This window comes from Renibacterium salmoninarum ATCC 33209 (assembly GCF_000018885.1).
Lineage (GTDB): Bacteria > Actinomycetota > Actinomycetes > Actinomycetales > Micrococcaceae > Renibacterium > Renibacterium salmoninarum.
In genome coordinates, this window is the sequence record NC_010168.1 from 546157 (window position 1) to 561105 (window position 14949).

Below are 14949 nucleotides of genomic sequence, written 5' to 3' on the forward strand. Positions count from 1 at the left end.
AGTGTGCAAGCAATTTGTGCTGTGCACGCCAGCGTCGGACATTCCCCCCTGGAATCCCGACTTATGAATTAGACGGTTCGTGCCTGACTCGGTGCGAGCCGAGACAGGAGAAAGCGTGGCTAAGGCCCGTGTACATGAGCTCGCAAAAGAGCTCGGAATCACATCCAAAGATGCAGTTGCGAAGCTGCAGGAACTGGGCGAATTTGTTCGTTCAGCATCTTCAACCATCGAAGCTCCGGTGGTAAAGAAACTTCGCGATGCCTTCCCCGATGCGGTAGCTGCACCAGAAGCTGCAGCCCCTAAGGCTCCGGCACGTCCGGCACCTAAAGCGCCGGCGAAACCTGCTGAAGCGCAAGCGTCGGTAAAGCCCGTTGAAACGCAAGCTCCAGCAACTCCGGCTGCCGCGAAAGCTGCGGCTACGCCAGTTGCACCAGCTGCTCCGGCAGTAAAAGAGCAAAAAGAGGGTAGCGCCGCTCGTCCTGGCGCTGGTGGACCGCGCCCAGGCAATAACCCGTTCGCCACTTCGCAAGGTATGCCACGCGCTGGCGCCCGTGCCGAAGGGGAACGTCCAGCCGCAGCTCCGGCTTCAGGCGCTGGCAGACCCCGTCCAGGTGGTCCTCGTCCGGGTGCACCTCGTCCGGGTAACAATCCTTTTGCCTCATCGCAAGGTATGCCACGTTCTGGCGGCCGCGGTGACGGCGAGCGCTCGGGTGGACCGCGTCCTGCGGCTGGCTCGGGTGGCCCTCGTCCAGCAGCTGGTTCGGGTGGCCCTCGTCCAGCAGCTGGTTCGGGTGGCCCTCGTCCGGGCGCCGGTTCTGGTGCCTCACGGCCTGGTGGCGGCGGCGGAAACCGTCCTACTCCCGGCATGATGCCTAACCGCACCGAACGACCAGCTCCGGCAGGTCGTGGCGCAGGCGGCGGCGCTGGCGGTCCAGGCCGCGGTGGCGGCGCACGTCCTGGTGGCGGCGCTCCTGCCGGTGGTGGCTTTGGCAAGGGCGGTCGCGGTCGCGGCGGTACCCAAGGTGCCTTCGGTAAGGGCGGCGCGGGTCGTGGCAAGCAGCGCAAGTCGAAGCGGGCAAAGCGTCAGGAACTAGAGCAGATGAGTGCTCCGTCGCTTGGCGGCGTGAGCGTACCCCGTGGCGACGGCAACACCGTTGTTCGGTTGCGTCGTGGTTCTTCGATCACTGATTTCGCAGACAAGATTGAGGCTAACCCGGCAGCATTGGTTACTGTGCTCTTCCACTTGGGCGAAATGGCTACGGCCACGCAGTCCTTGGACGAAGAGACATTTGCCTTGCTCGGTGAAGAACTCGGTTACAAACTTCAGGTCGTTTCGCCGGAGGACGAGGAGCGCGAGCTGCTCAGTACCTTCGACATCGACTTTGATGCCGAGCTCGAAGCTGAAGGCGATGAAGATCTTCAGGCGCGCCCGCCGGTTGTTACCGTGATGGGCCACGTCGATCACGGTAAGACTCGTTTGCTCGATGCGATCCGTAATTCGGATGTCGTCGCGGGCGAACACGGTGGCATCACCCAGCACATCGGTGCTTACCAGGTCAATCACGTCCATGAGGGTGAAGTTCGAAAGATCACCTTCATCGATACTCCGGGTCACGAAGCTTTCACCGCGATGCGTGCCCGTGGTGCCAAAGTCACCGACATTGCGATCCTGGTGGTCGCTGCGGACGACGGCGTGATGCCGCAGACCGTTGAGGCGCTCAACCACGCACAGGCTGCTGGTGTGCCGATTGTGGTCGCTGTGAACAAGATCGATAAAGAGGGCGCGAACCCGGAGAAAATCCGTGGCCAGCTCACCGAATACGGTCTGGTGCCTGAAGAGTACGGTGGCGAGACGATGTTCGTCGACGTCTCTGCTCGGCAGAACCAAAACATTGACGCTTTGCTCGAAGCTGTCATGCTGACCGCAGACGCCGCTTTGGATCTGCGCGCCAACCCGAACAAGGACGCGCGCGGTATCGCGATCGAAGCGAACTTGGATAAGGGTCGCGGTTCAGTGGCTACCGTGCTGGTGCAGTCCGGTACTTTGGCCGTTGGCGACACGATTGTGGCCGGTACAGCGCACGGACGTGTCCGGGCAATGTTCGACGACGATGGAACTGCCGTCACCGAAGCAGGACCTTCGCGTCCGGTGCAGGTGCTTGGTTTGTCCTCGGTGCCTCGCGCAGGTGACACCTTCTTCGTGACCGGTGATGAGCGTACTGCCCGTCAGATCGCGGAGAAGCGTGAAGCTGCGGACCGCAACGCCGCCCTGGCGAAGCGTCGCAAGCGGATCAGCCTGGAAGACTTCGACCAGGCCGTTGCCGATGGCAAGGTTGACACGCTTAACCTCATCCTCAAGGGTGACGTTTCCGGTGCTGTTGAAGCTCTGGAAGATTCGTTGCTCAAGATCGACGTCGGCGAAGGTGTGCAACTGCGCGTCATTCACCGTGGCGTTGGTGCGATCACGCAGAACGACGTCAACTTGGCGACTGTGGACAGCGCAATCATCATTGGCTTCAACGTCAAGCCGGCCGAGCGGGTTGCCGAGTTGGCAGACCGCGAGGGTGTCGATATGCGCTTCTACTCGGTCATCTATGCAGCGATCGACGATATTGAGTTGGCGCTCAAGGGCATGCTCAAGCCGGAATACGAAGAGGTCCAGTTGGGTACCGCGGAAATCCGCGAGATCTTCCGTTCCTCGAAGTTCGGCAACATCGCTGGCTCGATCGTCCGCAGTGGTTTGATTCGACGCAATGCCAAGGCACGTGTTTTGCGTGCGGGTGTGCTCATCGGAGACAACCTCACGGTCGATTCGCTCAAGCGAGTCAAGGACGATGCCACCGAAGTTCGCGAGGGCTTCGAATGCGGTATTGGCCTTGGATCGTTCAACGATCTGCAGCTCGAAGACATCATCGAGACCTTCGAAATGCGCGAGAAGCCGCGGGTCTAAACGTAATTTTCCGTCGAGTGTCGAGTTGTGGTTGGAAAAACTCCGTTTTTCCAACCACAACTCGACACTCGACGTCCTAGGAGGAACCATGGCCGATCCGGCACGGGCTGCACGACTGGCCCAACGTATCAAGGTGATTGTCGCCGAGGCGCTGCGCAAGCAGGTTAAACAGCCAGGTGTGGAGAACATCACCATCACGGAAACTCGTGTGACCAATGATCTCCAACACGCGACGATTTACTACACGATTTTCGGCGGCACCGAGGCTCGTCAAGAAGCCGAAGATTCGCTAGCTAAGTCCAAAGGAATCCTTCGCCGTGAAGTGGGTAAGAATCTCACGATTCGGCTCACGCCTACTTTGGAATTCATCTCTGATGAAGTTCCGGAGACCGCGAGTCACGTCGAGGAACTCATCCGGTTAGCCAAGGAACGAGACGCGGAACTGGCAGCACGTGCCGCTCGCGCCGAGTTTGCTGGCGAGGCTGATCCGTACAAGAAGCCCGAAGACGACGAGGCAGCAGAAAGCTAAGTCAACCAAAAAGGTCTCAAGCTGTGGGGCAAGTGCAACTGAGCACTCGCCCCACAGCTTGAGACCTTTTTCTTGCCCTGGTTTAGTTTTCTTAAGCTGACTGAGGGGCCGGAATCCGGCGTAACCCTTCGAGCAGCTCCGCGGTATCCCCACATAAAGCGACTCTGACCCAGCCCTCACCCTCTGAACCGAAAGCCGTCCCTGGTGCTACCGCGACGCCGTCGTCCGCGAGGAATTGATGTACCCAGGTACGGACGTCGCCGTTGGAGGCGTGTGCGACATTGACCCATAGATAGAAGGCACCCTGTGCGTCGAGGAACTGCAGCCCGCGGGCACGCAATAAGGACTCAGCAGCGTCTCGGTTGGCTCGATAATGCACGCGCGCCGCATCAACCGACTCTTGCGGCCCCGTCAAGGCTGCCAGTGCCGCATATTGTGCTGGCGAACTGACGCAGGAAAATGTTGCCTCGATCGCCGTCGAAACCGCATTCGCCAACCCGGGCGGCGTGAGTAACGCGCCGATCCGAATTCCGGTCATGGCGTAGGTTTTTGACGCGGTCCACGACGCTAGTACCCGGTCGTCCGTATCGAAGCGGGCGGGCGAAACATGGGGTACGTCAAAAGTAAAAGCTTCATAGCATTCGTCGGAGATTACCCAAAGATCATGTTTGCGGGCTAACTCCATGAGAGCTGCCGTGAGTTCCGCAGAGAGCACCGCGCCCAAGGGATTCGACGGCGAATTGAGCACTAGCGCTTTGGATTTCGAGGTAATCAGGGCTTCAATATCGGCTACTTGTGGTTGGAATCCGTGTTCGGGGCGCAAGGGGTAGCCGACGGGAATCGCGCTGAGTAGATTCGCGGCAATCCCAAAGGTGGGGTACCCCGGATTCGGAATCAGAATCTCATCCCCGGGCGCGAGCACTAACGTCATGGCAAGGTGCAGGCTTTGTTGCGCACCAGCTGTCACGACGATTTGCGAAGGTTCGACGACGGCGCCCTGCTCGAGTGCTAGGCGCGCGGCAAAGGCTTCGCGGAGCGCCGGAATACCTCCGTTGGGGGTGTAATTCGTTTCATCGCGGATCAAACAATCGATGGCGGCTTGGCGAATGTGCATTGGCACCTCAAACCCTGGTTCACCGATGCTGAGCACCAGGGTTTCTTGGGCGGACGCTTGCCGAGTCCAGGCAGCTTCGGTGATCTCGCGGATCAGATTTGGATGGAGGGCAGTGATGTGTGGAGCGAGCGAGGGCATAGCCGAATGCTACGGCAACATATACTGAAACACGTGCTTTCTGGACTCGTTATCGTGGATAAACCTCAAGGATGGACCAGCCACGATGTGGTGGCCAAAATGCGACGGCTTGCGGGCACCCGCAAAGTGGGGCATGCGGGCACCTTAGACCCGATGGCGACTGGTGTTTTAGTCATCGGTATCAATAAGGCGACCAAGCTACTGACCTACATCGTGGGCACTAGCAAAACCTATGATGCGACCATCAGGCTGGGGCAGTCGACCATTACCGATGACGCCGAGGGCGAGATTCGGCGCGCAGTAGCGGCGCTAACCGGCGAAATTCTGCAGGTGCCCAGCAGTGTTAGCGCAATCAAGGTTGACGGCGAACGTTCCTACGCTAGAGCGCGGGCGGGTAAAGATGTGCAGTTGGCTGTGCGACCAGTCAACATCCTAAGTTTCGACGTGCACCGAATCCAGAGCACAACGGACGGGCTGCTCGACGTCGAGGTGACGGTTAGCTGCTCTTCCGGCACCTACATTAGAGCGCTGGCTCGGGATCTGGGCACGGCCTTAGGCGTTGGCGGGCATTTGACCGCACTCCGCCGGACCGCTGTTGGGCCCTATGGACTGGATCGGACCCAGACGCTGGAAAGCCTTCAGTAACTGCGCTAGGATCAACAAGAGCTGCCAATTCTTGAGATCTCCGATGCTGCCCGAGCGCTTATGCCGGTCCGTGAATTAAGCGCGGAGGAAACAATCGAACTTTCCTTTGGTCGCCGAATTTCAGCAAGCGATCAGGCGCACTCCGCAGCCGAGCCAGCCGCCGGATTCGCACCTGAAGGTCATTTGGTAGCGCTCCTTGAAGACCCCGGTGCTGAAGGTAAACACGCTAAAGCGATTTTAGTTTTCGCGCCGGACGAAGGTGGAAGCAAATGACGCCGGATATTTGGTTCTGGATTTCACTGATAGTTTGTCTGCTCTCAACCGTGATTTGCGTCGTGGCAGCGTTAGCCAAAAAAGGCCCCAACGACGTCACGATCCTTTCGGTAGCTACGGTTGAATTGTTTTTGCTCGTGTACTTAGTGGCCAGCATCATGAGGCAGGCCAACGGCGAGCAGATTTCTGGTGCGGGCTGGGAATTCTGGGGCTATTTGATTACCGTTGTGGTGTTACCAATTGGTGCCGTCTACTGGTCGCTGTTGGAGCGGAGCCGCTGGAGCAATCTAGTGCTCGGCGCTGTGGGGTTGATTGTGATTGTCATGATGTACCGCATGATGCAGATTTGGTACGGCGTTGCCGTGCCCGTGGGAAGCTGAGGATAAGAAACATGAGCCAACAACTCACCCGGGCTACCGGTCCTGGTCGTTTGCTAATTGCGGTCTACGGTGTTTTCGCACTTGCCGCGACAGCGCGGGCAGTATTTCAAATCGCGACTAAGTTCTCCGATGCGCCGGTAGCCTATCTACTCTCGGCCTTCGCAGCCCTGGTCTACATCGCCGCTACCATCTCATTGTCGATGCGCGGCGTGCGCTGGTACTGGATTTCGGTCGTCGCGGTGGTTGTAGAACTACTTGGTGTTTTGGTTATTGGCGCGCTCAGTTTATTTGACTCAACGGCATTCCCGCATGACACAGTATGGAGCGCCTTTGGTCGCGGTTATGGCTTCGTTCCGCTGTTGCTGCCGCTTTTGGGCTTAATCTGGCTGCACCGGAAAAGGCCAGGTACCGCACCACAGCAGAGTGCCGCAGCTGCTCAGTCGGGTAATGCCCATGACTAACCTTGAGCCATCAATTGCCGCGGCATCGTTAGTTACCGTGCCGGCACTTACCGACGGCGTAGTGAGTTTGCGCAAGATTGAAGCGCGGGACGCGAAACAACTCATGGAGAATTGTTTGGACCCGGAGGCGGTGCGCTGGACCACCGTGCCGCTGAACTATTCTGCGGCTGATGCCCAAAAGTTCATCGACGAGATTTGCCCGCAGGGTTGGGTGAACGGCAGTACGCATACTTTTGCGATTGCCGATGCGGTGGACGACCGACTGATGGGCACGATCGATTTGCACAGCTTCCGGGCGGCCACCGCAGACGTTGGTATCAACCTGGGTCCAGCGGCTAGGGGGGGCGGAGCCGCCTTGCGCGCGGTCGAATTGCTTTTGGACTACGCCTTCAACCGGCTCAATTTGGCTTATCTGTATTGGCACGCATATGTGCCAAACTGGGGCAGTCGCAAGTTGGCTTGGAAGGCTGGCTTCCAGTTCGACGCACAGTTTCCCGGCTTTGCCGATGTCCGTGGCGTGAGTTCGGATGCCTGGATCCTTTCGCTGGCCTCGGTTGACAAAGACCGGGCCAGCCGGGCACGTGAGATGGGTGAAGTTTGGACGTCTTGGTCCGAATAAAGTGCTATCTGAGAATCACTCTTATAAAAGTGTGTGAATTAGCTGAGCTTTCGCTGTGAATTGATGACAAATTCCCAGGTTACTTTCAGTTTCGCGCTGTTCATTGGGATCGTGCCCATGAATTGGGCGATTTCAGGGAATGGTACGAGCCGCGTCAGTGTTGACGACGGCCCGCTATTTCACCACGAAAGGTACCGCACGTGACTAATAGTGCTCTACGCTTCCGGATGCTCGCTGGCGCTGCAGTTTTCGCCGTCGGCCTCACCGGTATCAGTACCGCAATCATTTCTGCACCCGCAAACGCGGCTCCAGTTGCCCAGGCTGCCTTGGCAGATACCGATGGCGACGGCTTGCCCGATGTTTGGGAGACCAACGGCTACGACGCCGACGGCGACGGCCAGATCGACGTTGATCTGCCCGCCATGGGTGCTAACCCGAACAAAAAAGATCTCTTCGTGGAGATGGACTACATGCAGGGGTGTTTGCCCGGAACAGCGGCAATGGACCGTATTAAAGCGGTTTTCGCTGCGGCTCCAGTGAGCAATCCTGACAACACCACCGGTATCAACATTCACCTCGATGCCGGTACCGCCGGCGGCAGTAACCACAACCTCGGTGGTGGCAACCAGGTCCCCTATGACTCTGATCTCAAGCCTTATGAGAGCCAGATTAACGCGATCAAAGATGCCAATTTTGACAGCAATCGGGACAAAGTCTTCCGCTATATGATCTGGGCGGACGACTACGACAGCAGCTGCAGCAGTGGCGTGGCTCTCGGTATTCCAAGTGATACCTTCGTCGTCACAATGGGACCGCGTTGTGACTGGAACACCACCCAAGATATGCAAGTTGGTACCTTTATTCACGAACTTGGTCACACCCTGGGCTTGAAGCATGGCGGATCGGATTATAACAACTACAAGCCGAACTACCTGTCCGTGATGAACTACACCTTCCAGTTCGGCGGTGTGCCGAAGACTGATGGCACGTTCAACTTTGGCTACTCGTCGATCGAGCCGGTCTCTTTGAAAGAGTGAATCGCCCCGGTGTGTCCGGAGACTTTCTTGTTTGAGAGGATCAGGACATGGCAGGGAAAACTACGACACGGTATCCGCAGGAGTTGAAGGATCGTACGGTGCGCATGGTGGCGGAGATGGAGGGTGCATCTTCGGAGTGGGCGGCGATGCAAAAAGTTGCCCAGCTTTTGGGTGTGGGTGTGCCGGAAACGGTGCGTAAATGGGTCCGGCAAGCCGAGATCGATGTTGGTACTAGAACTGGAACAACGAGCACGGAATCGGCCGAGCTGAAACGGTTACGGCGTGAGAACGCTGAGCTGAAACGGGCGAACGCGATCCTTCGGAGTGCTTCAGCTTTTTTCGCGGTCGAACTCGACCGCTACAACACTGATCGTGAAATACATCAAGGACCATGCCGGTCACCGCGAGAATAATGGATTGCGGTGGGGTGTCGAGTCGATCTGCCAGGTGCTTACTGGGACGGGGTGAAGACCACCCCGTCCCACGTACTACGAATGGGTGGATAAAACACGATCTCACCGAGAACAACGTGATGAGGTGCTCAAGCCCGTGATCCAGAAGGTGTATGCCGCTAATTACGGGGTTTACGGCACCAGGAAAGTCTGGTTGGCGATGAACCGTGAAGGTGTGCCGGTGGCCAGGTGCACGGTAGAACGGCTCATGGGGTTACTTGGCATACAGGGTGCGGTCCGTGGCAAGGTCAAACGCACCACGATCAAAGACTCGAAGGCGGCCCGAGCGAAGGACTTGGTCCGCCGTGATTTCACACCAACGGCACCGGATCGGCTATGGGTAGCTGATTTCACCTATGTTTCGACCTGGTCCGGGTGGGTCTATGTTGCCTTCGTGATCGATGCTTACTCTCGGAGGATCCTGGGCTGGTCAGCGAGTGCTTCTATGAACACCGTGCTAGTGCTCAACGCAGTTAATCAGGCAATCTGGAGTCGTGAACGGGCCGGGGCTGAGATTTCCGGGGTGATTCATCATCACGATGCCGGGGCTCAATACGCCTCCTTGGCCTTCACCGAACGCCTGGCCCAGGCCGGTATCCGCCCCTCGATCGGTTCTGTGGGTGATAGTTACGACAACGTCTTGGCGGAAACCATCAACGGGCTTTATAAGACCGAGCTGATCAAACCCGGCAAGCCCTGGCGGACTCTAGAAGAAGTCGAAATCGGCACCGCTGAATGGGTCGATTGGTACAACCACCGAAGGCTCTACCAGTACTGCGGAGACATCCCACCAGTAGAGCTAGAAAACCACTACTACAATCACTACCAGAGCACGGCAGCCGCCGACAGGCTCATCGTCTGAGAAACCCTCCGGACACACCGGAGCGATTCAACAAGGACGGCTCTAAGGGCACGTTGACCGGGCAAAATAACTGGGCGTCGATTAGCTTCCGCGGTGGCAATATCGGAAGTGGCCAAGCGCTCAAGACCCGTTCGTCGACGTTTGAGGAAGTTGGACCCGAGCTGACCAAGGCTGATTGGGACCTGCTCCAACAGGGGATGCAGCCGTAATTTAGCTGAGCAATATTCTTAATAGCATAAAGGCTTCGGGATGGTTGGATGGTTCGTCCACAACCGTCCCGAAGCCTTTATGCGTTGGGATGACCGCCTGCCGTGAGAACATTGCTTTGAGAACAGCTTTGAAGATATGAAAGACACCCTCCGCGCAGAAGGAGATTGGCATGACGGAAAACGTTGTTCCGGAAGACAACCCGGAGGAACTGACTCCGGAACTTGATCCTGAAGCTGCGGCGAAAGCCGAAAAGCTCGCCGATTGGAAAGTCTTCCGCGTGGTCGTCGCGCTTATTGGTCTGGCATTGCTGGCCATCGGGCTCTATGACGTGATTGCTGGCGCCAAAGGTGCTCCCGGGTTTACCGGAACCTCTGATCCCAGCTTGGAATCCAGTTATCGCTTCCTCGCCGGAGTTTTTCTCGGCACTGGTATTGCTTTCATTGCCATTGCGATCAAATTCCAGTGGGCCCAGGTACTTTTCTTCGTCAGCGGGATGATTTTCCTGGGCGGGCTAGCCAGAGTGCTTTCTTGGGCGCTTTCTGGCACGCCAACCCCGCTGGCAATTTTCGAAATTATTGCCGAGCTGGTGTTCCCGCCGGTGGTTGTGGTCTGGTACCTCTGGGTCAACCGGACGCAGAAGCTTCGTGCCAGTTACCGGCAAGGACGGTCCTGCCCAAAGAACTAGTTGGCAGCTGACGAATTCCAAACGAAAGAACAGCGATACAAGTGCAGTACTTCAACGGCATCTCTGATGTGCCCACCGGCTTCGGCCCGTCTGTAGTGACCTTGGGAAATTTTGATGGTGTGCACCGAGGGCACCAGGAAGTCCTTCGGAATCTGGTGTCAGATGCTCGGAAACGCGGGGCGAAAGCGGTGGCCATCACCTTCGACCCGCACCCGGCTAAGGTGCATCGGCCGGATTCTGCGCCCGGTCAAATAATGAGTTTGGCTGACCGGGTGGCGACGATGGCTGCTACTGGTTTGGACGCCGTATTGGTCTTGCATTACACCTTGGACTTCGCGCAGCAGAGCGCTGAAGAGTTCGTCCAGTCAACCTTTGTCGATGCTTTGAAAGCGACTTCGGTGGTGGTTGGCCACGATGTGCGGTTTGGCCGAGGCAATAGCGGGGACCTGGCAACCATGCAGCAGCTGGGTACGAAATTCGGTTTCGACGTCGAAGTGATCGGTGAGTTTGGTACTGAACGACGGTGTTCTTCCACCTGGGTGCGCGAAGCATTGGACCACGGCGACGTTCGGACCGCAGCCGAGGTGCTTGGTAGAGCTCACCATATGCGTGGCACCGTTGTGCACGGTGCTGCTCGAGGCAGAGAGCTTGGCTTCCCGACGGCAAACCTTGCCCCTGATTCGTCAGGGTATATTCCGGCCGATGGAATTTACGCTGGGTGGCTGTTGGATGAAGCTGCAACTCGCTGGCCGGCCGCAATCTCAGTGGGTTCCAATCCGACCTTCGAAGGCGTTAGCCGACAGGTCGAGGCCCACGTCATTGATCGACCAGAGGAAGCCGTCGAAGATTTCAATCTTTACGGTCAATCAGTGACGGTGGAGTTCGTTGAACATTTACGCGGCATGGTGGCTTATACCGGGCCAGAAGCGTTGATCGAACAGATGTGCAAAGACGTGGTGCAGGCGCGGGAAGTGTTGCAGGCAGACGAGGCGCTCCGGTCGGCCTAGTTCGCCTCGCAGCTAGTTTGAGAAAGCGTTGAGCTGGGTCTAGGCTGAGCCGAATGAACGCCAAAACGAGCAGTATTCTCCGGGCCCGGAACCCCATTTAGGCGATCTATCGAATCGGTATTGCGGTCAAAGGGTATTGCGGTCAAAGGTATTGACGGCGCTATTGAATTGATCGCTGGCCTAGTGCTCTGGCTTTTCCCGCAGTTGCTGACCTCAATGCTGCAGCCGATCGCTGAGGTGGTACCGGGCCACCACCCGATCCGCAATTTCATTGGTTACTGGGCTGGCCGGATGGACCATGAGTTGAGCAATGGATCACACGCCTTTGTGATTTTTTCCTGCTCGCGCACGGTGTGGTCAAACTAGTGCTCGTATACTGCCTCTTCAAGGAGTATCACTGGGTCTACCCTTATCCACTGACGGTATTGGCTCTGTTTACGGTTTACCAGGTCTACGTGCTGATCAAGCAGCCTACTATCGGCATGGGATTCCTTACGGTTCTCGATGTTGCCATCATCTGGTTAGTCTGGCGGGAATGGCGTGACTTGAAGAAGAAAGCCAGCGCCTGATTTTCGCCGTCGATCTCTTCGGCGAAGTAGTTGTGTCGACAGACTCCGCCCGCACAGCGTAAACTGGAAGCGTGAATCTGGCTGCAGTCCGTGGCGGCTGGATTCCGTGTTGCGTACAGACCGTTGCGGTTAGTCGCAATACGTACCCGTTGACAAGCTGTTAGTCGGGACGCACGGCACAACTCAAGGAGTTACCTGTGGCATTAGAAGCCGCTGTAAAGCAAGAAATCATCAAAGAATACGCAACCGGTGAAGCTGATACCGGTTCGCCCGAGGTGCAGATCGCGATGCTCTCCAAGCGCATCTTGGATCTGACCGAACACCTCAAAGTACACAAGCACGATCACCACACCCGCCGTGGCCTGATGGCTCTGGTCGGTCGTCGTAAGCGTCTGCTCACGTACTTGAAAGACACCGATATCACGCGTTACCGTGCGCTCATTGAGCGCCTCGGCTTGCGTCGATAACACCCTGCTGAGGCCGTGCCTTCCAAAGGAAGGCACGGCCTCAGCAGGTTTCAACTGAATCATTAGGAGCGGACGAACACTAAGCATTCGCGGTCCTCGGTAGTGGTTTACGGGCAAGTTGCTAAGGCAACGCTCCCCGTGGGCCTCGATCGAAGACCGGGTGCGGTCAAGTGAACGGACGGCTCCTCACACTAGAAACGGAGGTGACTCTCTTATGGAGGGTCCCGAAATTCAATTCTCCGAGGCAGTGATCGACAACGGTCGCTTCGGCAAACGCACTATCCGCTTTGAAACCGGTCGCCTCGCCCAGCAAGCTGCTGGCGCCGCGATGGTTTACATCGATGACGACACCGCGCTGCTTTCAGCAACGACTGCTGGCAAACAGCCGCGCGAAGGTTTTGACTTTTTCCCGCTTACCGTGGACGTGGAAGAGCGTATGTACGCTGCTGGCCGCATCCCGGGTTCATTCTTCCGCCGTGAAGGCCGTCCTTCGACTGAAGCCATCTTGGCTTGTCGCTTGATGGACCGCCCGCTGCGCCCAGCTTTCGTCAAGGGCCTGCGTAACGAAGTTCAGATCGTCGTCACCGTGCTGGCGATCAACCCGGACGAACTGTACGACGTCGTCGCGATCAACGCATCGTCGATGTCCACTCAGCTTTCCGGTCTGCCGTTTTCCGGTCCGATCGGTGGCGTTCGCGTCGCATTGATCGAAGACCAGTGGGTAGCTTTCCCGCGTCACTCCGAGATGGAAAAAGCTGTCTTCAACATGGTTGTTGCCGGCCGCGTTGCCGGTGACGACGTCGCGATCATGATGGTTGAAGCTGAAGCTACCGACAACTCATGGAACCTGATCAAGGAAAACGGTGCGACTGCGCCGACTGAAGAGATCGTTTCCGAAGGTCTGGAAGCTGCTAAGCCGTTCATCAAGGCGCTCTGTGAAGCACAGGCTGACTTGGCTGCGCGCGCTGCTAAACCGACCGTCGAATTCCCGATCTTCTTGGATTACCAAGATGACATCTTCGAAGCCGTCAACGCTGCCGCTGCCGCTAAGCTCACCGAGGTCTTCCAGATCGCGGACAAGCAAGAACGCGACAATGCATCCGATGCGCTCAAGGACGAAGTTGTTTCCAGCTTGTCCAGCAAGTTCGATGGCCGCGAGAAGGAAATCTCCGCTGCCTTCCGCTCGGTCACCAAGCAGGTTGTCCGCCAGCGCATTCTGAAAGACCAGATCCGTATTGACGGCCGTGGCCTGACGGACATCCGCCAGCTCACCGCCGAGGTCGAGGTACTGCCTCGCGTACACGGTTCGGCAATCTTCGAGCGTGGCGAAACCCAGATCATGGGCGTCACCACCTTGAACATGCTCAAGATGGAGCAGCAGATTGACTCGTTGTCGCCGGTAACGCGCAAGCGCTACATGCACAACTACAACTTCCCGCCTTACTCCACCGGTGAAACCGGTCGCGTGGGCTCGCCCAAGCGTCGCGAAATCGGTCACGGTGCGCTCGCAGAGCGTGCTTTGGTTCCGGTGCTGCCATCGCGTGAAGAATTCCCTTACGCGATCCGTCAGGTCTCCGAAGCACTCAGCTCTAACGGCTCCACCTCGATGGGCTCCGTTTGCGCATCGACCTTGTCGTTGCTCAATGCGGGCGTGCCTTTGAAGGCTCCGGTTGCTGGTATTGCGATGGGCTTGGTTTCCGATCAGGTTGATGGCCAGACCCGTTACGCGGCGTTGACCGACATCCTGGGCGCTGAAGATGCTTTCGGTGACATGGACTTCAAGGTGGCCGGTACGTCCGAGTTCGTCACCGCGATCCAGCTCGACACCAAACTTGATGGCATCCCGGCTTCGGTATTGGCCGCTGCGCTCAAGCAGGCACGCGAGGCACGCTTGCACATCCTGGGCGTACTCAACGCTGCGATCGATGTACCGGACGAGCTTTCCGAGTTCGCACCGCGCGTTATCGCAGTCAAGATCCCGGTGGACAAGATCGGTGAGGTCATTGGGCCCAAGGGCAAGATGATCAATCAGATTCAGGAAGACACTGGCGCGGACATCTCGATTGAAGATGACGGCACCGTGTACATCGGCGCGACCAACGGCCCTTCGGCCGATGCCGCCCGATCGGCGATCAACGCGATCGCTAACCCGCAGATCCCTGAGATCGGCGAGCGTTACCTGGGTACTGTCGTCAAGACCACCACGTTCGGCGCGTTTGTTTCGCTCACGCCGGGTAAGGACGGTCTTTTGCACGTTACCGAGCTGCGCAAGATCAACGACGGTAAGCGCGTAGACAACGTTGATGACGTCGTCTCTGTTGGCCAGAAGATCCAGGTGGAAATCACCAAGATCGACGATCGCGGAAAGCTCTCGCTTTCTCCGGTGGTTGCTGAGGACGCCGCAGCCGCGGATTCCGCTGAAGCTGCTGAGCCGGCCGAAGCTGCGGCCAACTAATAACTTGGCTGCACAACTACCGCTGATTGCTGCTGGTTCGGACGGTGCGAGCGTTAATAACGCCGCGCCGTCCGGCCAGCGGTTTTCGCATTCCCA

At 57.6% G+C, this 14949-nt stretch carries 14 protein-coding genes and 2 pseudogenes; 15 read left to right on the plus strand and 1 reads right to left on the minus strand.

Annotation, left to right across the window (positions count from 1 at the left end; translation table 11 throughout):
- The first annotated feature begins 115 nt into the window (after positions 1-115).
- Together infB and rbfA are read left to right on the plus strand one after the other, a co-directional pair.
- On the plus strand, positions 116-2950 hold the full coding sequence (infB, locus tag RSAL33209_RS02770) for a translation initiation factor IF-2 (RefSeq protein ID WP_041684345.1): 2835 nt from the start codon (positions 116-118) through the stop codon (positions 2948-2950).
- An 88-nt stretch (positions 2951-3038) separates the two neighbouring features.
- Positions 3039-3479, plus strand: coding sequence for a 30S ribosome-binding factor RbfA (gene rbfA, locus RSAL33209_RS02775; protein WP_041684347.1), 441 nt, complete (start codon positions 3039-3041; stop codon positions 3477-3479).
- A 91-nt stretch (positions 3480-3570) separates the two neighbouring features.
- On the opposite strand, the gene RSAL33209_RS02780 is transcribed toward rbfA, so the two are convergent.
- Entirely contained in the window at positions 3571-4731 is a 1161-nt protein-coding gene (locus tag RSAL33209_RS02780; protein ID WP_012244105.1) for a pyridoxal phosphate-dependent aminotransferase, read from the minus strand.
- Between the two features lie 33 nt (positions 4732-4764).
- Here RSAL33209_RS02780 and truB point away from each other — a divergent pair.
- The 13 genes and pseudogenes from truB to RSAL33209_RS02845 all read left to right on the plus strand — a co-directional run bounded on the left by truB (position 4765) and on the right by RSAL33209_RS02845 (position 14853).
- A pseudogene (truB, locus tag RSAL33209_RS02785) lies at positions 4765-5649 on the plus strand (tRNA pseudouridine(55) synthase TruB).
- Positions 5646-6029: a hypothetical protein gene (locus RSAL33209_RS02790; protein ID WP_012244108.1), complete on the plus strand. Its 384-nt coding sequence runs from the start codon at positions 5646-5648 to the stop codon at positions 6027-6029. Before truB ends, RSAL33209_RS02790 begins: the two are co-directional and overlap by 4 nt.
- 11 nt (positions 6030-6040) lie before the next feature.
- Positions 6041-6490 (plus strand): hypothetical protein, encoded by a 450-nt coding sequence (locus tag RSAL33209_RS02795; RefSeq protein WP_012244109.1) that lies wholly within the window; start codon positions 6041-6043, stop codon positions 6488-6490.
- Entirely contained in the window at positions 6483-7109 is a 627-nt protein-coding gene (locus RSAL33209_RS02800; protein WP_012244110.1) for a GNAT family N-acetyltransferase, read from the plus strand. The genes RSAL33209_RS02795 and RSAL33209_RS02800 overlap by 8 nt, the downstream gene beginning before the upstream one ends.
- A 200-nt stretch (positions 7110-7309) precedes the next feature.
- Positions 7310-8146: a zinc-binding protein gene (locus RSAL33209_RS02805; protein ID WP_012244111.1), complete on the plus strand. Its 837-nt coding sequence runs from the start codon at positions 7310-7312 to the stop codon at positions 8144-8146.
- A gap of 47 nt (positions 8147-8193) precedes the next feature.
- A pseudogene (locus RSAL33209_RS16850) lies at positions 8194-9460 on the plus strand (IS3 family transposase).
- A 53-nt stretch (positions 9461-9513) separates the two neighbouring features.
- The gene (locus RSAL33209_RS17400) at positions 9514-9669 is read left to right on the plus strand and encodes a hypothetical protein (RefSeq protein WP_155116069.1); all 156 of its coding nucleotides are present in this window, start codon (positions 9514-9516) and stop codon (positions 9667-9669) included.
- Between the two features lie 170 nt (positions 9670-9839).
- On the plus strand, positions 9840-10355 hold the full coding sequence (locus tag RSAL33209_RS02820) for a DUF4345 domain-containing protein (RefSeq protein WP_012244114.1): 516 nt from the start codon (positions 9840-9842) through the stop codon (positions 10353-10355).
- 41 nt (positions 10356-10396) lie between these two features.
- Positions 10397-11362 carry a bifunctional riboflavin kinase/FAD synthetase gene (locus tag RSAL33209_RS02825; RefSeq protein ID WP_012244115.1) on the plus strand — a complete coding sequence of 322 codons (966 nt, stop codon included), beginning with the start codon at positions 10397-10399 and terminating at the stop codon, positions 11360-11362.
- A 120-nt stretch (positions 11363-11482) separates the two neighbouring features.
- Complete coding sequence (locus RSAL33209_RS02830; RefSeq protein WP_012244116.1) at positions 11483-11728, plus strand: hypothetical protein; 246 nt, start codon at positions 11483-11485, stop codon at positions 11726-11728.
- Complete coding sequence (locus RSAL33209_RS02835) at positions 11728-11931, plus strand: DUF2127 domain-containing protein (RefSeq protein ID WP_049758791.1); 204 nt, start codon at positions 11728-11730, stop codon at positions 11929-11931. Before RSAL33209_RS02830 ends, RSAL33209_RS02835 begins: the two co-directional genes overlap by 1 nt.
- 197 nt (positions 11932-12128) lie before the next feature.
- Complete coding sequence (gene rpsO / locus RSAL33209_RS02840) at positions 12129-12398, plus strand: 30S ribosomal protein S15 (RefSeq protein ID WP_012244118.1); 270 nt, start codon at positions 12129-12131, stop codon at positions 12396-12398.
- Positions 12399-12612: 214 nt separating this feature from the next.
- Positions 12613-14853, plus strand: a complete 2241-nt coding sequence (locus RSAL33209_RS02845; RefSeq protein WP_041684349.1) for a polyribonucleotide nucleotidyltransferase — start codon at positions 12613-12615, stop codon at positions 14851-14853.
- Positions 14854-14949: the final 96 nt, after the last annotated feature.